A 25,207-nucleotide genomic window follows, 5' to 3' on the forward strand; every position below is an offset into this window, starting at 1 on the left:
GGTATGTGCTGGAGCAGACTTATGTTGCGAATACGCGGAAGCATCGGCGACTGGCCGGTGGATTTGACCCTTGAACTGGATGAGGGCGACTGGGCGCAGCTCGGTGCGCAGTTGCAGGCTGCCAAACCCGAGGCGAGTGCAACACCGGTCAAACCGGTGAATCAGGATGATGCGCTATGGCAGATCGCCAAAGAATTGTTGCGCAAGGCCGGGCAATTGAGTGGGCCGGATTTGCTGGAGCAGCTGGAAGGGCTGACCGGCAGCGCAGCGGCGGGCAAGCGCTTGTTGGTGCGCTTGCGCCACTGCGCAGATGTCAAAGTGGTGAGCGGCGGGGATACACCGCTCTACAGCTGGATCGAGTAAGCCGCAAAAAAGAGCTTAATAGAGCGCGGCAAACAGCTTGCGACGGTACGTGGTCACCAACGGGTGATCGTTGCCCAGCAGTTCGAACACTTGCAGCAAGGTCTTGTGTGGCAAGCCTTCGTTGTAGCTGCGGTTGCGGATGAACAGTTTCAGCAACGCATCCAGCGCCGCATCGTATTGCTGACGGGCCAGTTGCTGGATCGCCAACTGATAGACCGCCTCATCATCCTGCGGATTTTTCGCCAGGCGTGCTTTCAGGTCTGCCGCATCCGGCAAATCCCTGGCCTGGCCGAGAAACTGGATCTGCGCCTTGGCGCCAGCCAGCGCGGCCTTGTGTTCATCGGTCTTGACCGCGTCGAGTACGGCTTGCGCTTCACTCAGTTCGCCGCGCTCGGTAAGGCAGCGGGCGTAGAGGATCAGTGCCTTGGCATTGGTGTTGTCTTCAGTCAGCAAGATTTTGAGCGTGGCTTCGGTGTCGGCGAAACGGCCTTCATCGAACAGCGCCTGAGCCTGTTCAAACGGGTCGGCGGCGGCTGGAGGCGGCATTTGCACATGAGGTTCGAGCATCGTGCGCACTGCGGATTCCGGTTGCGCACCGGCAAAACCGTCCACCGGCTGACCGTCCTTGAACAGCACCACGGTCGGCAGGCTGCGAATGCCGAAACGCGCAACAATGTCCTGCTCGATGTCGCAGTTGACCTTGGCCAGCAGCAACTCACCCTGATAGCTCTCGGCGATGGTTTGCAGCATCGGCATCAAGGCCTTGCACGGCGCACACCATTCGGCCCAGAAATCCACCAGTACCGCTTTGTGGAAAGAGTTCTCGATCACCGACTGGTCGAAATCGGCAGTCGTGGCGTCGAAGATGTACGGCGTTTCCTGACTCATGGGGGATCTCGTAAAAGCGTGGATGAGGCCACTATAAGGCTTGGTGGGGGGCGGCTGAAAGCGGGGGTGATCCAACTCTTGCCCGTGAAGCTTTTTGCTAACCGCGCCGCGCGTGGTAAAGGCTCACATGCCGAAACTCTTCGGGCTCGGCCAGGTCCGGCAAGGTCATCGCCTCCAGCATCTCGATGCGCCGATACAGCGGATGGCGAAAATCCCGCACCCGTGAATCCGCCACCAACGCTTCCCGGCCACGGCTGAGAAACTCGTCGAGTAGCGGCAGATTTTCCCGGTCGTACAACACGTCGGCCACCAGAACCAGATCAAATCGATCCGCTTCGGCGAAAAAATCCGTCGAGTAGCGCAGCTGCACATCATTGAGTTCGGCATTCGCCCGACACGCGGCAATCGCCAGCGGGTCCAGGTCACAGGCCACCACTTCCAGCGCCCCGGCCTTCACGGCCGCAATCGCAGCCACGCCGGAACCGGCGCCGAAATCCAGCACCCGTTTGCCTACGACCCAGTGCGGGTGTTCGGCGAGATAGCGGGCCACGGCCAGCCCACTGGCCCAGCAGAAACTCCAGTACGGCGGCTCGTGGAGAATCCGCCGGGTTTCTTCGGGGCTGAAAGCGCGGTCCATGTTGTCGCCGTCGATCAGCCAGAGTTTCAGCTCGGTGCCCGGCAATTCACAGGCTACAAGCTGTGCGTCACCGAGCAGTTCACCCAACGCCTGTTGCAGGTCGAGCGGTGCAATCATGGCGCTTTGACGAATTGCAACTGACCCAGGGCCTGGGTCGTCGGCTGGGTGATGAGTTGCGCCGGCAGATGCAGAATCAACTGCCCGGACTGGCTGGCGCGGCCGCGCAGTTCAACGCGAGCGCCAACCGGGAAGGATTCAGGGTTGAAACGCAGGCGAAACGGCAACACCTGATTGGTGCCGATCAGGTTGGCACTGGCGAGCAATTGTTGCGGGCGATCCTTTTCGTCGATCACCAGCAGCGCCAGTTCGACTTCAGCGTCGGCCGGCACGCCCATCAGGGTGCCACTGATTTCACGTTGGTAAGCCGGCAGCGGGCCGAGCTCGGCAGACGCCTTGGCCTTCTTCTGCGCCTGTTGCGGCGCTGGGCCTGGTGTTGGTGGCTGGGGCTTGGGTGCATCGCTGCCACAGGCCACCAGCAGGCTGAAAAGACTGAGCAAAACGAGCGGTCGTAACGACATTGGCGGCTCCAGCAAGGTGAAAACATTATAGCCCGTCTGTATACCGCAAACCCTATGGCTTGTCTTGCCACGGGGATGCGCTACCATGGCCCTCCCATTTTTTGTTGCCTGCCACCATGCACTGTCCCTTCTGCGGTGCCAACGACACCAAGGTCATCGACTCGCGTCTGGTCGCCGAGGGCGAACAGGTGCGCCGCCGGCGTGAATGCCTGGCCTGCGGCGAACGCTTCACGACGTTCGAAACCGCTGAACTGGTGTTGCCGCGCCTGATCAAAACCGACGGCAGTCGCCAGCCGTTCGACGAAGAAAAACTTCGTGCCGGCATGCAGCGAGCGCTGGAGAAGCGCCCGGTGAGTGTCGAGCGCCTGGAATCGTCGCTGGTGCACATCAAACACAAGCTGCGCGCCACTGGCGAGCGCGAGGTCAAATCCCTCGTGGTCGGCGAACTGGTGATGGCCGAGCTGAAAAAGCTTGATGAAGTCGCCTATATCCGCTTCGCTTCGGTGTACCGACGCTTCCAGGACCTCAACGAGTTCCGTGAAGAGATCGATCGCCTCGCCCGTGAACCGGTGAAAGAATGACCACCTCCCCGGAACAAGCCATCCTCGACGCCCATTACATGGCCCGTGCCCTGGAACTGGCGCGCAAAGGTCATTACACGACGCACCCCAACCCGCGGGTTGGCTGCGTGGTGGTGCGTGACGGGCAGATTGTCGGCGAAGGCTGGCATGTGCGCGCCGGCGAGCCCCATGCCGAAGTCCACGCCTTGCGTGCCGCCGGTGACAAGGCGCGAGGCGCCACGGCTTACGTGACCCTGGAACCGTGCAGCCACCACGGACGTACACCGCCCTGCGCCGATGCGCTGGTGAATGCCGGTGTGGCGCGCGTCGTTGCGGCGATGCAGGACCCGAACCCGGAAGTTGCCGGTCGCGGTCTGCAACGTCTGGCCCAGGCGGGAATCGCCACCGAAAGCGGCGTGCTGGAAGGTGAGGCGCGCAAGCTCAATGAAGGCTTCCTCAAGCGCATGGAACACGGCTTGCCGTTCGTGCGGGTCAAGTTGGCCATGAGCCTCGACGGTCGCACAGCGATGGAAAGCGGCGAGAGCCAATGGATTACCGGCCCGGCGGCGCGCTCGGCGGTACAACGGCTGCGCGCGCAGGCCAGCGTGGTGCTGACCGGCGCCGACACGGTGCTGGCGGACAATGCCCGCTTGACCGTGCGTGCCGATGAATTGGGCCTCGATCCCGAACAAACCGCCTTGGCCATGAGCCGTCCGCCACTGCGCGTGCTGATCGACGGTCGCCTGCGGGTGCCTCTGGACGCGCCGTTTTTCAAGGCTGGTCCGGCGTTGGTTGCGACGTGCATGGCGATCGAAGAGCAATACGCCAACGGTCCGGAGTGCCTGATCGTGGCGGGCGACGATGGCCAGGTCGACCTGCGCAAGTTGCTGGTTGAACTGGCTGCCCGTGACGTCAACGAGGTGCTGGTCGAAGCCGGTCCGCGTCTGGCCGGGGCGTTTGCTCAGCAAGGGTTGGTGGACGAGTTCCAGATTTTCATTGCCGGCAAGTTTCTCGGCTCCACGGCGCGACCGTTGCTGGACTGGCCGCTGGCGCAGATGAAAGATGCGCCCGAGCTCAAAATTACCGAAATCCGCGCGGTTGGCGATGACTGGCGAGTCATTGCCATACCTGTCCCAACGGTCAGCGTATAATTCCCGGCTGCAGCCCAGAAGGCCCTGTTCTCGAGGAGGACTCCATGTTTACCGGCATCATCGAATCCATCGGCAGTATTCGTGCATTGACCCCAAAAGGCGGAGATGTGCGGGTTTACGTAGAAACCGGCAAGCTCGACCTGAGCGACGTCAAACTGGGCGACAGCATTGCCGTCAACGGCGTGTGCCTGACGGCGGTTGAACTGCCGGGCAATGGCTTTGCGGCGGACGTCAGTCGCGAAACCCTCGACTGCACCGCCATGAATGACCTCAAAAGCGGCAGCCCGGTCAACCTGGAAAAAGCCCTGACCCCGACCACCCGCCTGGGTGGGCACTTGGTCAGCGGTCACGTCGACGGTGTCGGCGAAGTGGTTTCGCGCACCGACAATGCCCGCGCCGTGGAATTTCGCATCCGTGCGCCGAAAGAACTGGCCAAGTACATCGCCCATAAAGGTTCGATCACCGTCGACGGCACCAGCCTGACGGTGAACGCGGTCGATGGCGCCGAATTCCTGCTGACGATCATTCCGCACACCCTGAGCGAAACCATCATGGCTTCTTACAAGCCAGGTCGCCGGGTGAACCTGGAAGTGGACTTGCTGGCACGTTATCTGGAACGCCTATTGCTGGGCGACAAAGCTGCTGAACCGGGCTCTTCACAAAAGTCTGGCGGCACTATTACTGAAAGCTTTCTGGCCCAAAACGGCTACCTCAAATCCTGACTCAAGGGGGTGCCTTGTGGCGCTCAATAGCATCGAAGAACTGGTTGAAGACATCCGCCAAGGCAAGATGGTCATCCTCATGGATGACGAAGACCGCGAGAACGAAGGCGACCTGATCATGGCCGCCGAGTGCTGCAAGGCTGAGCACATCAACTTCATGGCAAAGCACGCCCGTGGCCTGATCTGCATGCCAATGAGCCGCGAGCGCTGCGAACTGCTCAGGCTGCCATTGATGGCGCCACGCAACGGTTCCGGCTTCGGCACCAAGTTCACCGTGTCCATCGAAGCCGCCGAAGGCGTGACCACCGGTATCTCCGCAGCCGACCGTGCGCGTACCGTACAAGCCGCTGCCGCCAAAGACGCCAAGGCCGAAGACATCGTCAGCCCCGGCCACATCTTCCCGCTGATGGCCCAGGCCGGCGGCACCCTGGCCCGCGCCGGCCATACCGAAGCGGCTTGCGACCTGGCACGCATGGCCGGTTTCGAGCCGAGCGGTGTGATCTGCGAAGTGATGAACGACGACGGCACCATGTCCCGTCGCGCCGAACTCGAAGCGTTTGCCGCCGAGCACAACATCAAGATCGGCACCATTGCCGACCTGATCCACTACCGGATGATCCACGAACGTACCGTTCAGCGGATTGCCGAGCAGCCATTGGACAGCGAACTGGGCCAGTTCAACCTGGTGACCTATCGTGATTCGGTGGAAGGCGACGTGCACATGGCCCTGACCCTGGGCAACGTGTGCGCCGAAGAACCGACCCTGGTTCGGGTGCACAACATGGACCCGCTGCGTGACCTGCTGATGGTCAAGCAACCGGGCCGCTGGAGCCTGCGCGCCGCCATGGCCGCGGTTGCCGAGGCTGGCAGCGGTGTGGTGCTGTTGCTCGGTCACCCGCTCGATGGCGACGTGTTGCTGGCGCACATCCGCGAAACCGCCGACCACAGCGCAGTGAAAAAGCCGACCACCTACAGCATCGTTGGTGCCGGTTCGCAGATCCTTCGGGACCTGGGCGTGCGTAAAATGCGCCTGATGTCTGCGCCGATGAAATTTAATGCGATATCCGGTTTCGATCTGGAAGTTGTAGAATACGTGCCCTCCGAATAATGACCGGTTGTTTCCAGTCCTTGATTCGCGGCTAACACATCACTGAGGGATGCGTAGAAAACGCGTCCCGGCTCTTTAAGAGATCTAACGAATGACCCTGAAGACCATCGAAGGTACCTTCATCGCCCCTAAAGGCCGCTACGCTCTGGTAGTGGGCCGTTTCAACAGCTTCGTGGTTGAAAGCCTGGTCAGCGGTGCAGTTGATGCCCTGGTTCGCCATGGCGTGAGCGAAAGCGACATCACCATCATCCGTGCGCCTGGCGCCTTCGAAATCCCGCTGGTTGCGCAGAAAGTCGCTCAGAAGGGCGAGTTCGCGGCAATCATCGCCCTGGGCGCGGTCATTCGTGGCGGTACTCCGCACTTCGAATACGTGGCTGGCGAGTGCACCAAGGGCCTGGCCCAGGTGTCCATGGAGTTCGGCGTACCGGTCGCTTTCGGCGTACTGACCGTTGATTCCATCGAACAAGCCATCGAACGTTCCGGCACCAAGGCCGGTAACAAAGGTGCTGAAGCTGCCCTGTCCGCTCTGGAAATGGTCAGCCTGCTGGCGCAGTTGGAGGCCAAGTGATTAGCGACGATAGCGATCGTTTCAACCCGCGCGATCCAAAGCCTGCGGATGCCGGCAAGCCATCGAAAAGCGCCAAGCGTCGCGAAGCCCGTCAGCTCGCGACCCAGGCGCTGTACCAATGGCATATGGCCAAGCAGTCGCTGAACGAGATCGAAGCGCAGTTCCGGGTCGATAACGATTTTACCGATGTCGATGGCGCGTACTTCCGCGAAATCCTGCACGGGGTTCCGCAGTTCAAGACCGAGATCGACACCGCGCTCAAGCCTTGCCTGGACTTGACCATCGAAGAGCTGGACCCGGTTGAACTGGCGGTTCTGCGCCTGTCCACATGGGAACTGCTCAAGCGTGTCGACGTGCCATACCGCGTGGTGATCAACGAAGGTATCGAACTGGCCAAGGTCTTCGGCTCCACCGACGGCCACAAGTTCGTCAACGGTGTGCTCGACAAGCTGGCCCCGCGTCTGCGTGAAGCCGAAGTGAAGGCGTTCAAGCGCTGATTGGCGCTTGAACTGCCATTGCCATGGGTGAGTTTGAGCTGATCCGCAACTTCTTCGCCGCCGCGCCTTGCGCGCAGGGCGGTGAAGGCGTTGCCCTCGGGATCGGCGACGACTGCGCCTTGCTGGCTATTCCTCCCGGGGAGCAGTTGGCGCTTTCTACCGATACGCTGGTGGCCGGTGTGCATTTCGCCGACCCCTGCGATCCGTTTCTGCTCGGCCAGCGCTCGCTGGCCGTGGCCGTCAGCGACCTGGCCGCCATGGGCGCCACCCCCGTTGCCTTTACCCTTGCCTTGACCTTGCCGACCGGGACTTCCGATTGGCTGGAAGCGTTCGCCCGTGGTTTGAACCTCATGGCGCAGAATTGCCGTGTGGCACTGGTGGGCGGCGATACTACTCGCGGGCCGTTGAGCCTGACCATGACTGTGTTCGGTCGAGTGCCGACCGGTCTGGCGCTGACCCGCAGTGGCGCACGACCGGGTGATTTACTCTGTGTGGGCGGTGAACTGGGTAACGGCGCGGGCGCATTGCCGCTGGTGCTCGGCCAGCGGACTGCGGACGCGGCCATCGCCGATCCATTGCTGGCCCACTACTGGTCGCCGCAACCGCAACTGGCGTTGGGGCAGGCCTTGCGTGGCAAGGCCACCGCCGCGTTGGACATCTCCGACGGCCTGCTCGCCGACTGCGGGCATATTGCCCTGGCGTCGAAAGTCGGGATTCGGGTAGAGCGCAGCAGGCTGCCGTTGTCGAAGGCGCTGCTGGCTTTCCTCGGTCAATCCGGCGCTGAGCAGGCTGCCCTGAGTGGCGGTGACGATTACGTGCTGGCCTTCACCTTGCCGCCTGCCGAGTTGCCATCGTTACTGGCGGACGGCTGGCCGATCCATGTGCTCGGGCAGGTGGTTGCAGGGCAGGGCGTGATTCTGCTGGACGCCGACGGACACGACATCACCCCGCCAATCCGGGGTTACCAACATTTTCGGGAGACACCGTGACAGATCATCCCAAACAGGTTCCGTCGGAGTTCGTACCACCGTCGGTCTGGCGCAATCCATGGCATTTCCTGGCGTTCGGCTTCGGCTCGGGCACCCTGCCAAAAGCGCCGGGCACCTGGGGTTCGTTAGTGGCGTTACCCTTTATTCCGTTGTGGCAGATGCTGCCCGACTGGGGCTACTGGCTGATGCTCGGCATCACCATGCTGTTCGGCTTCTGGCTGTGCGGCAAGGTCGCCGACGATTTGCGCGTGCACGACCATGAAGGCATCGTCTGGGACGAAATGGTCGGGATGTGGATCACCCTGTGGTTGGTGCCGCAAGGTTGGTATTGGTTGCTGGCGGGGTTCCTGATGTTCCGCTTCTTCGACATCCTCAAGCCGTGGCCGATTCGCTGGATCGACCGGCATGTGCACGGTGGCGTCGGGATCATGCTCGACGACGTGCTTGCGGGGGTGTTCGCGTGGTTGGCGATGCAAGGGCTGGTCTGGCTTTTCGCCTGAAGGCTACAGTCGAGGACGAAAGATGGCCCGCTGGTTGATGGTGATGGTTTTCGCGACGTTTTGCTCGTTCGCCCAGGCGGGGGATGCACCGACGACGCCGTCCGTGATTCACCTGGCCAGCGAAGCGTGGGAAGACTTTACCGCCGCCGATGGTCGTGGTTTGGGCTGGGACGTGTTGCGCGAAGTGTTCGAGCCTGCGGGCGTCAAACTGGATATTCGAATCGAACCGTATACACGCGCCACGGGCCTGGCACAGCGTGGCGAAGTGGACGCGTGTGTCGGTGCCTATGGGGATGAAGTCAGTGACGTGCTCTATCCGCGCTGGAGTTTCGATACCGATCCGATCTATGCACTGGGCCTAGCCACCAATCCGGCGCCGACCCCGGAAAATCTTGGCAATTACCGTTTGGCCTGGGTACGCGGCTACAAGTACCAGGCTTACCTGCCCAACGTGCAGCGCTATAACGAAGTCGCGCGGCGTACCGGGATTCTGCCGATGCTGATCCACAACCACGTCGACTACTACATTGACGCGCTGGACGAGGTTAACTCTATCGTCAGCCGAGCCAAGGATCCGTCGCAGTTCCGCCGCACGCACATCGCGGATTTACCGCTGTACCTGTGCTTCGCCGATACCCCTCGGGCACGGCAGTTGATGGTGCTGTTCGACCAGCGTATGGAATTGCTGGTAAAAAGCGGTCAGCTGAAACCGGTCTTCGAACGCTGGAAGCAGCCCTATCCGTTCGGCTCGAAATGAAAACGTTCAATGCGGGCGCGGGGCAGATATCAAACTTTTTGATCGTTATGGCCGATAATTCAGCCTAAGCGTCTGTAGGAACGTGCTGTTACAATGCCGCCTCTGCGAATCTTCAGTACTTATAGATCAGGAGCACACCGGTGCCTGTCGTTTTTGTCGCCGCTTCCAAGCTGCCAACGCCTTTTGCGCAATTCACCATGCACGGCTTTCTCGATGAAGAGAACGGGCGCGAGCACGTGGTGTTGAGTCTGGGTGAGATCGCCGACGGTGCGCCGGTACTCGGCCGGTTGCACTCCGAATGCCTGACCGGCGATGCCTTGTTCAGCCAGCGTTGCGACTGCGGTTCGCAACTCGAGGCGGCGTTGCAGGCGATCGCCCGTGAAGGCCGTGGCGTATTGCTCTACTTGCGTCAGGAAGGTCGCGGCATTGGCCTGCTGAACAAGATCCGCGCCTATGAATTGCAGGACGGCGGTGCTGACACCGTTGAAGCCAACGAACGTCTGGGCTTTGCCGCCGACCAGCGCGACTACGCCATGTGCCTGCCGATGCTGGAGCACCTGGGCGTGAAGTCCCTGCGTCTGATGACCAACAACCCACGCAAGGTCAAAGCCTTGACTGACATGGGCATCGTGGTTGCCGAGCGCGTGCCGTTGCACACCGGGCACAACCCGCATAACAAACTCTACCTGGCGACCAAGGCCAGCAAGCTCGACCACATGATGGGCAACGAGCACCAGGGCGAGGCTGACAGGGCGTGACCCGCGGTCAGGTACGGCGACGACTGGCCGTCAACTGGTGGCAATATCTGGCGTTGGCCTTGCTGCCGCTGTTCGTGGTCAATGGCTTATTCGGCCAAAGCGAGGCGATTCTGCCGGTGCTGGCCATGCCGTTTTTCATTGCCGGTGTGGCCTCGATGTTTGTCAGCCTGAAGTTCTTTGGCGGTTACAAACATGCGCTGATCGCGACCCAAAAAGCCCTCGATACCCCTGAAGAACCCGCTGCCTGGATCGCCCTGGCCGCGAAACGCCGTGCTGCGTTTCTGGTCGCTGGCCTGCCCGCCTGGATCGGCGCACTGGCAGTCTTCGTTGGTCTGGAAGCCGTGCCGCTGATGCTGCTGGCGTTGTCGACGGCGGTGCTGTTCTACCTCTACCGTATCCCGCGTCAACTCGGTTGATGCGCTGCGTCTGGCTGGCAGTCCTGTTGCTGGCCATCGGTGGTCCGGCAGCTGCGGCCGAGCGGGTTGTCAGCCTGGCACCGTCGCTTTCCGAAATCGTGATTGAACTGAATTCGGCTGACCTGCTGGTCGGAGTGCTGGATGCCGGTGAGCGTCCGGCCGAGCTCAAAGACATTCCTTCGGTGGGCCGCTACGGTCAGTTGGACATGGAGCGATTGCTCAGCCTCAAACCTGATTTACTGCTGCTCTGGCCGGGCAGTGTGGGGCCGGCTCAGCGTGAACAGCTCAAACGGCTGAACATTCCCACCTACGTCGCCGAACCGCATAACCTCGAACAACTCACTGTGCAGATCGAAGCGATAGCCACGCAACTAGGGCGAGCGGAGCGGGGCGTTGCATTGGCCAAAAAACTGCGTCAGCGACTCGACTCCCTGCGCCAGCGCTATCGAAGGGATGAGCCGCTGCGGGTGTTTTATCAAGTCTGGGATCGGCCGCTGTACACCGTGGGCGGAAGGCAGATCATCAGTGATGCGCTACAGGTTTGCGGGGCAAGCAATGTGTTTGCCGATCTGCCACAGCCTGCACCGCAGGTCAGTGTGGAAGCGGTGTTGCAGCGCAACCCCGAGGTGATTCTGGCCAGCGATCAGGCGCAGCTCGAGGCGTGGAAGGCCTGGCCCCAGGTGACGGCAGTGGCGCAGGGGCAATTGCTGTTGGTGACGGATAAAGGCCTGGAACGGCCGAGTGGGCAGATGATCGAAGCGACGGCCAAGCTCTGTCAGTTGATCGCACCCGATCTTTAACCTGTGGCGAGGGAGCAAGCTCCCTCGCCACAGGGTTTTGCATGTAGCCAGAGGATCAGATATTCAGCAATTGCAGGCGCTGACGCACCGCCTCTTCGATCCCGGCTTCATCCAGCCCGCATTCGGCGAGCATTTGCGCAGGCTTGGCGTGTTCGACATAGATGTCTGGCAAGCCCAGGTGCAGCACCGACTTTAGGATGTTCTCGCGGGCGAGGAACTCGCTGACCGCGCCACCGGCGCCGCCCATGATCGCGTTCTCTTCGACGGTCACCAGCAATTGGTGACTGCCGGCGATTTCGCGAACCAGTGCTTCGTCGAGCGGTTTGACGAAACGCATGTCGACGACCGTTGCATCCAGCTTCTCGGCGACTTTCAGTGCCTCGGCCAGTTGCACGCCGAACACCAGCAGGGCGACTGTGCTGCCCTGGCGACGAACCACGCCCTTGCCGATTTCAATCGGTTCGAGGTCTTTCGCGATCGGTGCATTCGGGCCGGTGCCACGCGGGTAACGCACCGCTGCCGGGCCGTTGTACAGGTGGCCGGTGCTGAGCATTTTGCGCAGTTCGTTTTCGTCGCTCGGGGTCATCACCAGCATGCCGGGGATGCAACGCAGGAACGACAGGTCGAAGCTGCCTGCGTGCGTCGGGCCGTCTTCGCCCACCAGGCCGGCGCGGTCGATGGCGAACAGTACGTCGAGGTTTTGTACCGCGACGTCATGAATCAGCTGGTCGTAACCGCGTTGCAGGAAGGTCGAATAGATCGCCACCACCGGTTTGGCGCCTTCACAGGCCATGCCGGCTGCCAGGGTCACGGCGTGTTGCTCGGCAATCGCCACGTCGAAATAGCGCGTCGGGAAGCGTTCGCTGAAGGCCACCAGGTCGGAGCCTTCCTTCATCGCCGGGGTGATCCCGACCAGGCGCGGATCGGCTGCGGCCATGTCGCACAGCCACTCACCAAACACACCGGAATATTTCGGCCCGCTGGCTTTTTTCGGCGCGGCGGCCGGAGCGTCCAGCGGTTCGAGTTTGGTGATGGCGTGATAACCGATCGGGTCGACTTCCGCCGGGGCGAAGCCTTTGCCTTTTTTGGTGACCACGTGCAGGAATTGCGGGCCTTTCAGATCGCGCATGTTGCGCAGGGTGGCGATCAGGGTCGGCAGGTCGTGGCCATCGATCGGGCCGATGTAGTTCCAGCCCAGTTCTTCGAACAGCGTGCCAGGGACCAGCATGCCTTTGGCGTATTCTTCCGTGCGACGGGCGATTTCCCAGGCGCCGGGCAGGCGCGACAGGACCTTTTTGCTGCCTTCGCGCATGCTTGCGTAAGTGCGGCTGGAAAGGATTTTCGCCAGATAGTTCGACAACCCGCCGACGTTGCGCGAGATCGACATATCGTTGTCGTTGAGGATCACCAGCATGTTGGCGTCCACTTCCGGCGCGTGGTTCAGCGCCTCGAAGGCCATGCCAGCGGTCAGTGCGCCGTCGCCGATCACCGCGATTGCCTTGCGATCACTGTGTTGCAGGCGGGCGGCAATGGCCATGCCCAGCGCTGCGCTGATCGAGGTGCTGGAGTGGCCGACGCCAAAGGTGTCGTACTCGCTCTCGGAACGACGCGGGAAGGCGGCGATGCCATCCTTCTGGCGCAGGGTGCTCATGCGCGCGCGACGGCCGGTGAGGATTTTGTGCGGATAGGCCTGATGACCCACGTCCCACACCAGCCGGTCGTCCGGGGTGTCGAAAACGTAGTGCAACGCGATGGTCAGCTCGATCACGCCCAGGCCGGCACCGAAATGCCCACCGGTCTGGCCGACCGTGTAGAGCAATTCCAGGCGCAACTCATCAGCCAGGGTTTCCAGCTCGGCTTCGCCTAACCGGCGCAGGCCGTCCGGCGTGTTGGCACGGTCGAGCAGGGGCGTGGTCGGGCGCTTACGGGGAATCTCATGAAACGTCGTGGGCATCAGGCGAATCGTTATAGGTATAAAAGATGCGGCAGTTTACCTGATGCATCGCCCCCTGCCCACGCGTTGGTCTTTTTTGGCGGATACGCCGTCAGTTGCGGCGGTCAACGATGTACCGGGCCAGATCGCGCAAGGGCTCGGCTGCCGCGTCAAACGGTCGCAGTGCGTGCAGGGCCTGGTCGCGCAGTTCCAGAGCGTAGGCCTTGGCCGCGTCGAGACCGAGCAGCGCCGGGTAGGTCGGCTTGTCCCGGGCGATGTCGGCGCCCTGGCGTTTACCTAGGGTGGCGGTGTCACTTTCGACGTCGAGAATGTCGTCCTGGACCTGAAATGCCAGGCCGATGGCCTGTGCATAACTTTGCAGCGACTTCAGTTCGTCCTTCTCGGCACGGCCACTGGCCAGGGCACCGAGTTTGACGCTGACTTCGATCAATGCGCCGGTCTTGTGCCGATGCATGTATTCAAGGGCTTTTTGATCGAGCTTCAGTCCCACCGAGCCAAGATCGATGGCTTGCCCGCCGACCATGCCCGCCGGGCCTGCCGCCAGCGCCAGGGCGCTGACCATCTGCAGCCGGGTTTCGGTATCCGACGAGCTCAGGCGTGGGTCGAGCAGGGCGCTGAAGGCCAGGCTCTGCAAACCGTCGCCGGCGAGAATCGCGCAGGCTTCGTCGAATTTCTTGTGGGTGGTCGGCTGGCCACGACGCAGGTCGTCATCGTCCATGGCCGGCAAATCGTCGTGCACCAGCGAATAGGCATGGATCAGCTCAACCGCGCAGGCTGCGCCGTTGGCTTGCTCGGCCTTGCCGCCCAGCGCTTCACACGCGGCGTAGGCCAGCAGCGGACGTACGCGCTTGCCGCCATTCATCACGCTGTAGCGCATGGCTTCATAGAGGCGGGCGAGCTCAGGGCTCGGCGGGTTGAACAGGGTTTCCAGTGCTGCATTGACGCGGGCCTGGCTGGCTGCCGAATACGCTGCAATCATTCTGGCTGATCCGCGTCGAAGGGTTCCTCGGCCAACTCGCCATCACGCTCGAGCAGCACTTGAACCTTCTGCTCGGCCTGGGCCAGCGCCGCCTGGCAATCACGGGTCAGCCCGATGCCCTGCTCGAAAGCGGTCAGCGAGTCTTCCAGCGACAATTCGCCGTTCTCCAGACGCTCCACCAGCGTTTGCAGGTCAGCGAGGGATTGTTCGAAATCCAGTGCAGCTTTTTTGCGGGCCATGGCGGCTATTTCCGGTTGACGTTAAACCGGCGCGACACTAGCAGACATGGGGGGTATGGGCAAATGAGCTGGGCCATTTGGAGCAGCAGTTCCGGGGTGACAACACACCTTGGGGCGAGGGAGCTTGCTCCCGTTCGGCTGCGCAGCAGTCGCGAGCCTCTGGACGCGGTAGGCCTGAATAAACGCGATGTATGGTTTTGGGGCCGCTACGCTACCCAGCGGGAGCAAGCTCCCTCGCCACAGATGTATGTCGTCTATATAGGTTGTGTGGATTATTCGGCTCACTTTATGAGCCGAATAAGATCGCTATTCGGCTCACGCCCAACAAACACCGTGATTCTCACCGCAAATATAGATGTATCCGATTGTTAAAAAACTGCCGAATGGCTAATCTTCGCGCCTTCAACGACCCTATATTCAGGGTCTTCTGACGAAACGCAGTTTTTTTGATCTGTAACGCGCCGAGGATCAGGCGCCAGGTTTCGTTATGCATGGCAGGAGGCGTCACATGCGTTGGGTTCTTTCACTGCTGATTACGCTGGTTTGCGCTCAAGTTGCGCGGGCCGAGCCCACGGCCGAGCTATCGGAACCGGTGGGTGGTTGGCGCTATCACGGCTTGCTGGACCGCAGTGAAAACCCTCGCGTCGCCTATCCCACACCGCCCATCGACCGGGGCGTGCAGCGCAATCGCACAATGATCGAAGGCCAGCTCAAGGCCCTCGGCACGCTCCGTCCGCCCCACAGCCTGGCGGTCAACGGCAATCCCCTGAATCTGTACACCGACGATCAAGGGCGTTTTGCCCGCCCGTATGCGTTCGGCGCCGGTTCCAACAGCGTCGAAGTGCGCAGTTCCGAGGGCAAGTCGCTCAAGCGCGTTCAATTCTATGAAGCCAATAACCTGCGCACCCCGGCGCGGATTCGCGTGGTGCTGGGCTGGGACGATCCCAAGGCCGAACTCGACCTGCACATCATTACCCCCGACGGCCAGCACGCGTTCTGGGCCAGTCCGGCGATGAGCAACGGCGGTGGGCTGGACCCGGACGGGGTCGATGGCCCTGGCCCTGAAATGTTCACCATGACTGCGCCGATGCACGGCACCTATCTGGTTTACGTGAACTATTGGGGCAACTACGGCAGTGGCGGCTATAACTTCGATGAGAACAGCAACCAGAACGAGGTGATCACCTCGCAAATCAATCTGGTGCTCAATGAAAACACCGTCGACGAAAAACGCGAGACGTTCATCGTGCCCTTGCGGGCGATCGGCGACCTGCTGCTGGTCAAGACTTTCAACTATTAAACATCCCGCACCACGGTTGAATTCAGCCTTGTGAAAATGAGCGTGAACATGAGTGATAACACGATTCCACCAGCAGCTTCCCCGGCCGCCGCACCCGCTGCCAAACCTCCTCGCCGCTGGCCAGCGCTGGTGATCGGGCTATGCCTGGTGGCCGGCGTGGCGGGCGGATTGGGCTGGTTCCTGCACAAACCCAAGGCCCCGCCTGCGCAATTGGCCAGTGACAAACTGGGCATGAGCCGGCCGGACGGTCTGCTCGAAACCCACTCCTTGAGTCAGCTGCCCAAGGATTTGCTGGCCGTGCCGTTCCTCAAGGAAACCCTGACCGAAGATTTCGTCTTCTATTACGAAGCTCACGCCGACCGTCTCGGTTTGATTGGCAGTCTGCGGCGGATTATTTACGAGCATGACCTGAAGCTGCAGGACAGCCTGATCGAGCAGCTCTTCGACCAACCGGCGGATGTGGCGCTGTGGCGTGGGGCGGATGGGCGTCTCAAGGATTTCCTGTTGGTGATGGATCGCGGCGGACTGGCCAAGGTGCTGGAGCCGCTGGCGAAAGTGGCGCTGGATGATTCGCAACTGAGCAAGCTCGGCGAAGTGAAAGTCGGTGCCGACGCCGTCACCCTCTATCAGCTCAACTACAACGCCAGCAAGTCGTTGGTGTTCGCTTCCCATGGCGACAAATTGGTGGTGCTGTCCAATCCGGCCAAACTCTACGACCCGGATAACGGGGCTTTGGAGGAAACCGGCGGCGTTTCGACCAAGGCGATCGCCGCCTTGCTCAACGGCGACAAACTGTTCCCCGAAGCCTTCGGCCTGCCGCCGCGTGCGCCCGAGGTAAAACAACGCCTCTCGGTCAACTCCAGCGTGTTGGCCATGGGTTATCAGCGCTTCATCCCGAACTTTGCCGGCCTGCGTTTCGACATGGATAACAAGGGCTGGCACAGCTTCCTCGCCATGGACGAACTGGACAAGCAGCCGGACTTCGACTTCAAACCGATCTGGCAAGCCATGCCGATGGGCGCCAGCGCTTGCGTGGCCTTGCCGTTGGCCGCCGAACAACAGAAACCGCTGCTGGTGAAACTTGGCGCCGAAGAGTCCGTGGCCCAGGCCCTGACCGAACATATGGCCGGTGCCGCCGGCCTGTGCTGGTACGCCGATTCGCGGCTGTACACGCCGCTGCTGGTGGCCAGCCTGAATGACGATGACAGTGCCAAACTCGACGGTGACTTGGGCAACCTGTTCGGCTCGATGGTCGGTGCCTACGAAGGCAATGTTGCCGAGCACGCATTCCCGGTGGTCGAGAAACAGGACGGTAAAACCCACCAGTGGCAGCGCCAGGTCAGCTCCAACTTCGGCCCCTATAAGGCCAAGGATGCCGAGCAGCCGGACGCGATCACCGGCAAAGCCTTCATGCGCGTCAGTCTGGCGCGCCACGGTTCGACGCTGCTGTTCTCCCTCGACGACAAACTCGTCGACAAAGCGCTGGGCACCCTCGACAAACGCTTCCCGCCGCTGGCTGACGTGCTGCCGAAAGACCTGCTGATGCCGATCTATTTCGGCCCCGACTCCATGGCGCAACTGATGCAGCAGGAAACCCTCGACAGCCTGCCGCAGGACATGGAACCGGTGTTCTACAACGCCGCGCAAACCTACCTGATCCCGAAACTGCGCACCCTTGGCGGCTACGGCAAATACGCCTTGACCTTGCCCAAAGGCAGCGAGCCCGACGGCCATTGGCAATGGCTGCCGCTGGAGTGGAAAGCCCTGTGACCGCACTCATCCGAGGCCTCGGCTTGCTGGCGTTGCTGCTGGGGACCCGCACATTCGCCAGCGAAGCCGCCGCGCTCGACCCGCAGCAATCCCAGGTATTCCGTGCCTGGTTCGTGCGCATCGCCCAGGAACAATTGACCCAAGGCCCGAGCCCGCGCTGGTATCAGCAGGACTGCGCCGGGCTAGTGCGGTTTGCCGCCAACGAAGCGCTGAAAGTCCATGACGACAAATGGCTGCGCAGCAATGGCCTGTCCAACCGCTACCTGCCGCCGGAGTTGCAGCTGAGTGACGCCCAACGCGGCCTCGCCCAGCAATGGCAGCAGGGCGGCGGCAAGGTCGGGCCCTACGTCAACGCGATCAAACTGATTCAGTTCAACAGTCATCTGGTCGGCCGCGACCTGGCCCAGGCCCGGCCCGGCGACCTGATGTTTTTCGATCAGGGCGATGACCAGCACCTGATGATCTGGATGGGCCGCTTCATCGCCTATCACACCGGTACCACCACCCCCACCGACAACGGCATGCGCTCCGCAAGCCTGCAGCAACTCATGACATGGAAGGACACCCGATGGATACCCGACGCAGCCAACCCCAACTTCATCGGCGTCTATCGACTGAACTTTCTCTCCCAATGATCGGTGCCCGCATGCTGCGCATTTGCTCAAAACTGCCTCTTTTGCTTGCGTTGGTTCTGCCGCTGTCGGCAGTCAACGCCGAAGACACCGTCGAGCCGAGCGGCTATACGCCGGTAGCCGGTGAAAGCTTTTTCCTGTTGGCCGACAGTAGTTTCGCCAGCGATGAACAAGCGGTGGTACGCCTCGAAGCGCCGGGTCGTGACTATCGCCGGTTCCGCATGGAGCCTTACGGCGGTGCGGACATTCGGGTGTATCGCATCGACAAGCCGCTGGATTTCCTCAAGCGCCAGAAGAACTTGCACCGTGTGGTCAGCGACGGCCAGTTCAAGGGCGAAGGCCTGTCGAACACCCTCGCGTACCTGTGGGACAACTGGTACCGCAAATCCCGTCGGGTGATGCAGCGGGCGTTTTCCTACGAGTCGCGTAAACAAGTCACCGAGGAAGTGCCGGAACTGAAGATGGGCACCGCCATCGCCGCGCCAACGCCCTACGACGCCCAGCCACAATTCGCGTTGATTCCGGGTCTGCCGGTGGTCAGTCAATTCCGTTATCCGCTGTGGCAAGCCAAACCGATCCAGCCGCCTGAAGGCGTGAAGTTGGTTGGCTCTTCCAGCGAGTTCGTCAGCGTCTCGCCGGGCAACGTGTACATCCCGTTGGGCAACCTGAAACCGGGCCTGTATCTGGTGGAAGCGCTGATCGGCAAGTACCGCGCGACCACCATGGTGTTCGTCTCCAACACCGTGGCCGTGAGCAAGATTGCCGGTGATGAATTGCTGGTGTGGGCCGCGCGCAAACACGAGGGCAGTTCGGTGCCCAAGGTTAATGTGCTGTGGACCGATGGCTTGGGCGTGATGAGCAGTGGCGCGACCGATGCCGATGGTTTGCTGCGCTTGAAACACGTCAGCCCGGAGCGCTCGTTCGTGATCGGCGAGGACGAAGAGGGCGGGGTGTTCGTCTCCGAGAACTTCTATTACGACAGCGAAATCTACGACACCAAACTCTATGCGTTTACCGATCGACCGCTGTACCGGCCGGGTGATTGGGTGTCGTTGAAAATCGTTGGTCGCGAGTTCAAGAATGCCCGGGATTCCGTGGCGCCGACCGCTGCCGATGTCAATGTGACGGTGCTCGATGCCACCGGTACTGCGCTGCAGTCGTTGGCGTTGAAGCTCGATTCCAAGGCCGGCACCCAGGGCCGTTTCCAGTTGCCGGACAATGCGGTGGCGGGCGGTTATGAGCTGCGTTTCAGCTACAAGGATCAGGCCTACAGCAGCGCCTTCCGCGTGGCTGAGTACATCAAGCCGCACTTCGAGATCTCCCTGAACCTGGCCAAGCAGGATTACCGTACCGGCGAACCGGTCAAAGGCAGCCTGGTGTTGTTGTACCCGGACGGTAAACCAGTGGTCGACGCCAAGGTGAGCCTGAGCCTGCGCGCCCAACAACTGTCGATGGTCGATAACGAACTGCAATACCTGGGGCAATTCCCGGTGGAGCTGACCAGCGCCGAACTGACCACCGACGCCAAGGGCAACGCGACGCTTGACCTGCCCGCCGCCGAGAAACCGAGCCGCTACATGCTCACCGTGTTCGCCAGTGATGGCGCGGCGTACCGGGTCAAGACCACCAAGGAAATCCTCATCGACCGTGGTGCCGCCAGTTTCCGCCTGAGCGCGCCGCAACGGTTCAGCGCGGTGGGCGACAAGGTTGCCTTCAGCTACGCCAATGAAGGTGGCAGCGAGCAGAGCAAAGCGGTCAACCCGAGCAGCTACAGCTGGGTGCGACTTGAAGATCAGACCACTGGCGAAGGAAAACTCGCCGGCAAGGACAAAGGCTTCAGCCTGGCCTTCGACCGTCCGGGTACTTACAACCTGACGCTGAAAGATGATCATGGCCGCGTGCTTGGCGCGACCGGTCATTCGGTCACGGGTGATGGCGTCAAAGCCGTGCCCGGCACCGTGGAAATCGTCCTCGACAAACCCGAGTACAAGGCTGGTGACGAAGCCCTCGCGTTGATCACCTTCCCCGAGCCGGTCAGCGATGCGTTGTTGTCGCTCGAGCGCGACAAGGTCGAGGCCACGGCGTTGCTGTCCAAGGGCGCCGACTGGCTGAAGATGGAAAAACTCAGCGACACCCAATACCGCGCGCGCATCGCGGTGAAGGACAACTTCGCGCCGAACCTGACGTTCTCCGTGCTCTACACCAAGGGCGGTCAGTACAGCTTCCAGAACGCCGGTATCAAGGTGGTCGCGCCACAGATCGATGTGGCGATCACTACCGACAAAGAGGCGTATCAGCCCGGCGATACCGTGTCCGTGGACCTCACCACCCAGTTCGCCGGCAAGCCGATTCCGGCGCACCTGACGGTCAGTGTGGTCGACGAAATGATCTACGCACTGCAGCCGGAAGTGGCGCCGACCATCGACCAGTTCTTCTACCACCCGCGCCGCAACAACGTGCGCACCAGCGCCAGTTTGTCGTTCATCAGCTACGACGTGGCACTGCCGGGCAGCCCGGGCGCGCCGGGCAAAGCCAACCGCAGCGAGCGTGGGGTGAAAGTGCTGGAGCGGCCGCGTCGTGAAGACGTCGACACCGCCGCGTGGCAGCCGGAATTGATCACCGACGCCAACGGCAAGACCCGCTTCACCTTCAAGATGCCGGACTCCTTGACCCGCTGGCGCATCACCGCCCGCGCCATCGCCGATGACGGCCAGGTCGGGCAGAAGAAGCAATTCGTGCGCTCGGAAAAACCGCTGTACCTGAAGTGGAGCGGCCCGACCAAATTCCGTAACGGCGACAAACCGGATCTTGGCGTATTCGCTTTCAGTCAGGCCGAGAAACCGGTCAAGGCTGAGCTGGTGATTCATTACGCGGGTGCCGAGCAACGTGTGCCGGTCACACTGAACAACGGCGTCAACTACGTCCCATTGCCGGCATTCACATTGGCCAATGGCGATTGGACCGCCGAGCTGGTGCAGGATGGCAAAACCGCTGATGCATTAGCCGTACGCCTGACCGCGACTGGCGAAGGCTGGCAGGTGACCCAGAGCCAAAGCCTGGACGCGGTCAGCGGCGACACGCCGTTAACCTTGCCGACGGACGCCACGGATATTCGCCTGCGTCTGGATGACAGCCCGCAAGCGGTGTTCCGTTCGGCCCTCGACGATCTGCTGAGCTATCCGTATGGCGGTGTCGAACAAACCGCCAGCCGTCTGCTGCCGCTGAGCATCGCCTATCCAACGCTGTCGTCGAACCCGCAGATCCGTGATCGCTTGCGTTTGATCATGCAGAACAGCCGCCTGCGGCTGGTGCAAATGGCCGGGCCGTCGGCGTGCTTCACTTGGTGGGGCTTTGACGGCGAGCCGGATGCATTCCTCACCGCTTACGCCTATTACGCCGACTGGCACGCCAGCAAAGTGCTGGAACTGAGCCTGCCGCCGGAGCACTGGCAGCGGGTGTTGGAGGTGTACGCGAAACAGGCGCAGAACACACCACTGTTGCAGCGGGCGTTGATTCTGTCGTTTGCCAAACAGATGCAATTGCCGGTGAACACGCTGCTCAGCGGTTTGATCGACGACCTGGTGAAAGCCGGCGAAGGCAATGCCGCGAGCGTGATGGACGATGGCGCAGAGAGCCTGGTCATGAACGATCCGGATTCGGCCTTGGGGCTGGCCAGTGCTCGGGTGTTGACCGCGTCTTTGGCTCGTCAGGCCAAGGTCAATCTGCCGCCGGCGTTCAGCCGTCAAGTGGATGCTGCGCAACAGCAAGTGGCCGCCAGCGCTCAACCGTTTGTCGAAGCCCTGAACCTGTCGCTGCAGACTTTCGATCAGGCTCATGCGCAAGCGTTGTTGCAACGCCTGTTGCCACAGCAATCGACCCTGGAACGCGCGTTGGCGCTGACCTGGTTGCAACGCAGCATCGAGCAGGCCTCTCCGACCATCGCATTGGCACCGGGTGAGGGCTGGAAGAAACGTTACAGTGATACCGGTGAGATGTATTGGACGTGGCAGGGCTCTTCGCCAGTGCCGGCGGCATTGTCGCTGAGCGGAACGCAAGAGCGCCCGCTACGGGCCATATTGAGCTTTCAGACCAAACAACCGGCAATCGATCCGATGGCGGTGACCATCACCCGTCGCCTGTCGCGTCTGGTGCCGGGTGATGAAGCGTTCGAATTCAAACTCGAAGCGGTCGGCACCAAGCCGTTGTCCAGCGACAGCCTGTACCTGGACGAAGTGATCATCACCAGCAAAGCGGCGAAACCGCTGCGCTACGGCATGCTCGAAGTGCCGCTGCCACCGGGTGCGGACGTCGAGCGCACCACGTGGGGCATCAAGCTGATGGGCAAGGCCGGCACCGAGCCGACCGCGCTGGAGAAAGCCCGTTTCGAGCCGGGGCAAATGGCGTATGCGGTGCCAGTGGATGCGCTGAGCGGCGAGTTGCGCCTGCGTCATCTGGTGCGCTTCTCGCAAAAAGGCCAGTTCAACCTGCCGCCGGTGCGTTTCACGCAGGTCTACGCGCCACAGCATCAGGCTCAGGAACAGAAACCGGCACTCGGTCAGGTCACGGTCAACTGACATGACCCGGTGTCTGGTCTGGTGGTTGCTGTGTTTGATCCCTGCGCTGGCGACAGCGCAGGACGAGCCGCTGCGCCTGGGCTTCAAGGGTGAATTGCTTGCGTTGAGCCAGACTCAGGTGATCTCGCGTGAGCCATTGCCTGATGATTTGCAGACGCCGTTGGGCAGCTTGTGGAAGCTGTTTGTCTACGGTTGGCTGGTGGACACCGGCGCGCGCGAACCCGCTTATGAATGTCGCGGGCAATCGAAGGAAGAAGTTTATTGCTGCACGGCGGGCGGCACGATCGGGCGTGATCAGGCGTTGGTGAAGTCTTGCGGCTTGTACTTTGAGCCTGCGCGCCTGGGCATTGCCGGCGCACAGTGGCGCGAGTATTGGCAGGCCAGACAAGCGCCGAAATGGTTGCTGGATTTGCCGTTGTTGCAACCGCAGACCCGGGTTCCGGTGGCGGAGTTGTTGAAGGTGTTGGCCGTGATGCCGGCGCAGGATCAGGCGCGAAGGGTGTTGCTCGATGTGGTGCTCAATGCCGCGGATGGCAATGTCGTGGGTGAACTCGGTGGTCGGTTGCGGGTGAAAACCTGGAGCTGGCTGGGGGATCAGGATCCTTCGTCGCGCCAAGGCGGATTCGCGGGCTGGACGGTAGACGGCACGCCGATCTGGGCTGGTGGGCGCGGCACCAGTCAGATGGTCTTGCGCACCTATGGGCAGGCGCTGGCGACGGTGCTGCCGTCGTCATGGCCAGCCGAGGCAGGGAAGTGCGTTGAGGTCGGTCTGTTCGCGCGTTATCCACTGAAACGCGTGCTGTCGGGGGATCGCGCTGTAGCGCCCGGCCCTTTGCAAGGCGACTACCGCGTCGAGTTCGCCAACGGCAATCAACTCGATATCCACAGCGACGGTGAGTTGTTCTTGCTCAAAGACAAACTCATCGCCCGACTCGATCGTGAAGAGTACGTTGCCCGCGTCCTGCAGCGTGAAGCCAGGCCTGAACCCGTCGAAGCGGCCAAAGCCCTGGCCGTCGCAATCCGCACCTACCTGCTGCAAAACGCCACTCGCAACGGCGACTGCCTGAGCATCGATGACAGCAGCAGTCGACAGCGCGTCGCGCCACGTCCGGCCGCCACTGAGTCGCGCAATATCGCCTCGTGGACCAGCGATCTGGTTCTCGCAGGCAGCAACGTCACCTATCACTCCGACCAACCGGGGCCGGACAAACTCTCCTGGCAGCAAGCCGTCGAACAAGCCAATGCCGGCCAACGCTACGACGCCATCCTGCTGCATGCCTACCCGCGCGCCAGTCTCAGTCGTTGGGACAACCCGGTCGCCTCCTGCGAAGCGCTGCCCGCCGCGCAAGACTGGCTGCAAAACCAGCGCCGCGGCTGGCGCCAACGACTCGAAAGCGAAGTCGGCTACAACGAAGTCAGCACCTTTGCGGTCTGCCGCCTGGCCTTTGGTCGTCCGTTTGTCGACCGCGAACGCCAGCGCATCTACGTACGCGGCGTGCTGTCGTTGCAAGACCGCCTCGACCTGACCCACGAATACCTGCACCTGGCCTTCGAAGCACACCCTAACGGCCAGGATGAAACCTACATCGAAGGGCTCGCCCGTCACCTCTTGCTGGAATAGGCCATGAAACTCCGTTATCCACAGGTCTTGCTGTTGCTTTGCGCTTTTTGCGTACTGCCAGCGACATTTGCCGCCGTCAAACTTGATACGCCCATTGGCGGCTGGCGTACCGGCGCCCCTGAAGGCGAAGGCGAAAGCTTTCGTCAGACGGTCAATTACCCGGCGTCGTCGGTTAACACCCCGGTGGGCCAGGCCAATACGGCGCGCATTACCGGCCAGATCCAATCCACCCCCAAGAGCAATGAACCCGGCAAGCTGATCGTCAACGGCGTCAGCATGCCACTGAAGATCGACCCCGCCGGTCACTTCGACCGCCCGTTCTCATTCCCCAAAGGCAGCAACAGCGTTGAAGTCCGCAGCCCCGATGGCCAACAACGCCACCGCACGCAGTTCCTCAATGCCAACGGCGGCGCTACCCCGGCCAAGTTGCGCGTGCTACTGGCCTGGGACAGCGACGGCACGGACCTGGACTTGCACCTCATCACCCCCGATGGCGCACACATCTGGTACGGCGACCGTGTCGCGCCCAATGGTGCGGCGCTGGATGTGGACGTGACCACCGGCTACGGCCCGGAAATCTTCGCCATGCCCGCGCCGATCAAGGGGCAATACCTGGTGTACGTGAACTACTACGGCGGCGGGTATCGCAGTGATGACGAAGGGCAGGAGGATGCGGTTCAGCCGCTAACCACCGCGCAAGTGACAGTGATTACGGAGGAGGGGACGCCAGATGAAAAAATGGAAACGTTCCTGGTTCCGATGCGGGCGGTGGGGGAGTTGACGTTGGTTAAGGGGTTTAGTTATCCGTGAGGGGAGATCGTCTCGGCAGTGCTGAGACCTTTATCC

At 61.6% G+C, this 25,207-nt stretch carries 25 protein-coding genes; 19 read left to right on the plus strand and 6 right to left on the minus strand.

Translation table 11 applies throughout. The features are described 5' to 3' along the window. Positions 1-21 precede the first annotated feature (21 nt). Positions 22-363, plus strand: coding sequence for a hypothetical protein (locus F475_RS14505; RefSeq protein ID WP_111454190.1), 342 nt, complete (start codon positions 22-24; stop codon positions 361-363). A gap of 15 nt (positions 364-378) precedes the next feature. Here F475_RS14505 and trxA read toward each other — a convergent pair whose 3' ends face one another. From trxA to F475_RS14520, 3 genes are all read right to left on the minus strand, one after another. Next, on the minus strand, positions 379-1,251 hold the full coding sequence (trxA, locus tag F475_RS14510) for a thioredoxin (protein ID WP_111454191.1): 873 nt from the start codon (positions 1,249-1,251) through the stop codon (positions 379-381). Positions 1,252-1,348: 97 nt separating this feature from the next. Continuing rightward, positions 1,349-2,005, minus strand: coding sequence for a methyltransferase (locus F475_RS14515; protein WP_111454192.1), 657 nt, complete (start codon positions 2,003-2,005; stop codon positions 1,349-1,351). Further along, on the minus strand, positions 2,002-2,466 hold the full coding sequence (locus tag F475_RS14520; RefSeq protein WP_018925687.1) for a YbaY family lipoprotein: 465 nt from the start codon (positions 2,464-2,466) through the stop codon (positions 2,002-2,004). Before F475_RS14520 ends, F475_RS14515 begins: the two co-directional genes overlap by 4 nt. A gap of 116 nt (positions 2,467-2,582) precedes the next feature. Between F475_RS14520 and nrdR the strand changes: the two genes are divergently transcribed. From nrdR to F475_RS14580, 12 genes are all read left to right on the plus strand, one after another. Beyond that, positions 2,583-3,047, plus strand: a complete 465-nt coding sequence (gene nrdR, locus F475_RS14525) for a transcriptional regulator NrdR (RefSeq protein WP_007906838.1) — start codon at positions 2,583-2,585, stop codon at positions 3,045-3,047. Next, positions 3,044-4,177: a bifunctional diaminohydroxyphosphoribosylaminopyrimidine deaminase/5-amino-6-(5-phosphoribosylamino)uracil reductase RibD gene (ribD, locus tag F475_RS14530; RefSeq protein ID WP_018925688.1), complete on the plus strand. Its 1,134-nt coding sequence runs from the start codon at positions 3,044-3,046 to the stop codon at positions 4,175-4,177. Before nrdR ends, ribD begins: the two co-directional genes overlap by 4 nt. A 44-nt stretch (positions 4,178-4,221) precedes the next feature. After that, entirely contained in the window at positions 4,222-4,899 is a 678-nt protein-coding gene (locus F475_RS14535; RefSeq protein ID WP_064620656.1) for a riboflavin synthase, read from the plus strand. A 16-nt stretch (positions 4,900-4,915) separates the two neighbouring features. Further along, positions 4,916-6,007 (plus strand): bifunctional 3,4-dihydroxy-2-butanone-4-phosphate synthase/GTP cyclohydrolase II, encoded by a 1,092-nt coding sequence (ribBA, locus tag F475_RS14540; RefSeq protein ID WP_111454193.1) that lies wholly within the window; start codon positions 4,916-4,918, stop codon positions 6,005-6,007. A gap of 91 nt (positions 6,008-6,098) precedes the next feature. Continuing rightward, positions 6,099-6,575, plus strand: coding sequence for a 6,7-dimethyl-8-ribityllumazine synthase (gene ribE, locus F475_RS14545; protein ID WP_003228649.1), 477 nt, complete (start codon positions 6,099-6,101; stop codon positions 6,573-6,575). After that, the gene (gene nusB / locus F475_RS14550; RefSeq protein ID WP_007933632.1) at positions 6,572-7,072 is read left to right on the plus strand and encodes a transcription antitermination factor NusB; all 501 of its coding nucleotides are present in this window, start codon (positions 6,572-6,574) and stop codon (positions 7,070-7,072) included. Before ribE ends, nusB begins: the two co-directional genes overlap by 4 nt. Before the next feature lie 23 nt (positions 7,073-7,095). Continuing rightward, positions 7,096-8,061, plus strand: coding sequence for a thiamine-phosphate kinase (gene thiL / locus F475_RS14555; RefSeq protein ID WP_111454194.1), 966 nt, complete (start codon positions 7,096-7,098; stop codon positions 8,059-8,061). Continuing rightward, positions 8,058-8,561: a phosphatidylglycerophosphatase A gene (locus tag F475_RS14560; protein WP_018925692.1), complete on the plus strand. Its 504-nt coding sequence runs from the start codon at positions 8,058-8,060 to the stop codon at positions 8,559-8,561. Before thiL ends, F475_RS14560 begins: the two co-directional genes overlap by 4 nt. A gap of 22 nt (positions 8,562-8,583) precedes the next feature. Further along, positions 8,584-9,318 (plus strand): ABC transporter substrate-binding protein, encoded by a 735-nt coding sequence (locus F475_RS14565; RefSeq protein WP_111454195.1) that lies wholly within the window; start codon positions 8,584-8,586, stop codon positions 9,316-9,318. Between the two features lie 140 nt (positions 9,319-9,458). Then, a complete protein-coding gene (ribA, locus tag F475_RS14570) occupies positions 9,459-10,076 on the plus strand; it encodes a GTP cyclohydrolase II (RefSeq protein WP_018925694.1) in 618 nt (205 codons plus the stop codon). Then, positions 10,073-10,492, plus strand: a complete 420-nt coding sequence (locus F475_RS14575) for a hypothetical protein (protein WP_019581376.1) — start codon at positions 10,073-10,075, stop codon at positions 10,490-10,492. Before ribA ends, F475_RS14575 begins: the two co-directional genes overlap by 4 nt. Further along, positions 10,492-11,292 (plus strand): cobalamin-binding protein, encoded by an 801-nt coding sequence (locus F475_RS14580; protein WP_018925696.1) that lies wholly within the window; start codon positions 10,492-10,494, stop codon positions 11,290-11,292. The genes F475_RS14575 and F475_RS14580 overlap by 1 nt, the downstream gene beginning before the upstream one ends. Positions 11,293-11,347: 55 nt before the next feature. Here the strand turns inward: F475_RS14580 and dxs are convergent, their stop codons facing one another. The 3 genes from dxs to F475_RS14595 form a co-directional block, all read right to left on the minus strand. Then, a complete protein-coding gene (dxs, locus tag F475_RS14585; protein WP_018925697.1) occupies positions 11,348-13,246 on the minus strand; it encodes a 1-deoxy-D-xylulose-5-phosphate synthase in 1,899 nt (632 codons plus the stop codon). Positions 13,247-13,337: 91 nt separating this feature from the next. After that, the gene (gene ispA / locus F475_RS14590; protein WP_111454196.1) at positions 13,338-14,225 is read right to left on the minus strand and encodes a (2E,6E)-farnesyl diphosphate synthase; all 888 of its coding nucleotides are present in this window, start codon (positions 14,223-14,225) and stop codon (positions 13,338-13,340) included. Next, complete coding sequence (locus F475_RS14595) at positions 14,222-14,464, minus strand: exodeoxyribonuclease VII small subunit (RefSeq protein ID WP_007894317.1); 243 nt, start codon at positions 14,462-14,464, stop codon at positions 14,222-14,224. Before F475_RS14595 ends, ispA begins: the two co-directional genes overlap by 4 nt. A gap of 508 nt (positions 14,465-14,972) precedes the next feature. Here F475_RS14595 and F475_RS14605 point away from each other — a divergent pair. The 6 genes from F475_RS14605 to F475_RS14630 are packed head-to-tail and all read left to right on the plus strand — an operon-like array spanning position 14,973 to position 25,171. Then, on the plus strand, positions 14,973-15,764 hold the full coding sequence (locus tag F475_RS14605; RefSeq protein ID WP_018925700.1) for a YfaP family protein: 792 nt from the start codon (positions 14,973-14,975) through the stop codon (positions 15,762-15,764). A gap of 48 nt (positions 15,765-15,812) precedes the next feature. Continuing rightward, positions 15,813-17,534: a DUF2138 domain-containing protein gene (locus F475_RS14610; protein WP_177431107.1), complete on the plus strand. Its 1,722-nt coding sequence runs from the start codon at positions 15,813-15,815 to the stop codon at positions 17,532-17,534. Continuing rightward, a complete protein-coding gene (locus tag F475_RS14615) occupies positions 17,504-18,169 on the plus strand; it encodes a DUF1175 family protein (RefSeq protein ID WP_064620638.1) in 666 nt (221 codons plus the stop codon). The genes F475_RS14610 and F475_RS14615 overlap by 31 nt, the downstream gene beginning before the upstream one ends. 11 nt (positions 18,170-18,180) lie before the next feature. Continuing rightward, on the plus strand, positions 18,181-22,740 hold the full coding sequence (locus tag F475_RS14620; RefSeq protein ID WP_371924320.1) for an alpha-2-macroglobulin: 4,560 nt from the start codon (positions 18,181-18,183) through the stop codon (positions 22,738-22,740). 1 nt (position 22,741) lies between these two features. Then, positions 22,742-24,361: a DUF2300 domain-containing protein gene (locus tag F475_RS14625; RefSeq protein ID WP_111454199.1), complete on the plus strand. Its 1,620-nt coding sequence runs from the start codon at positions 22,742-22,744 to the stop codon at positions 24,359-24,361. Between the two features lie 3 nt (positions 24,362-24,364). Continuing rightward, a complete protein-coding gene (locus F475_RS14630) occupies positions 24,365-25,171 on the plus strand; it encodes a YfaP family protein (protein ID WP_064620632.1) in 807 nt (268 codons plus the stop codon). The last annotated feature ends 36 nt before the right edge of the window (positions 25,172-25,207 follow it).

Origin of the sequence: Pseudomonas sp. URMO17WK12:I6 (assembly GCF_003253625.1) — a bacterium.
GTDB lineage: Bacteria > Pseudomonadota > Gammaproteobacteria > Pseudomonadales > Pseudomonadaceae > Aquipseudomonas.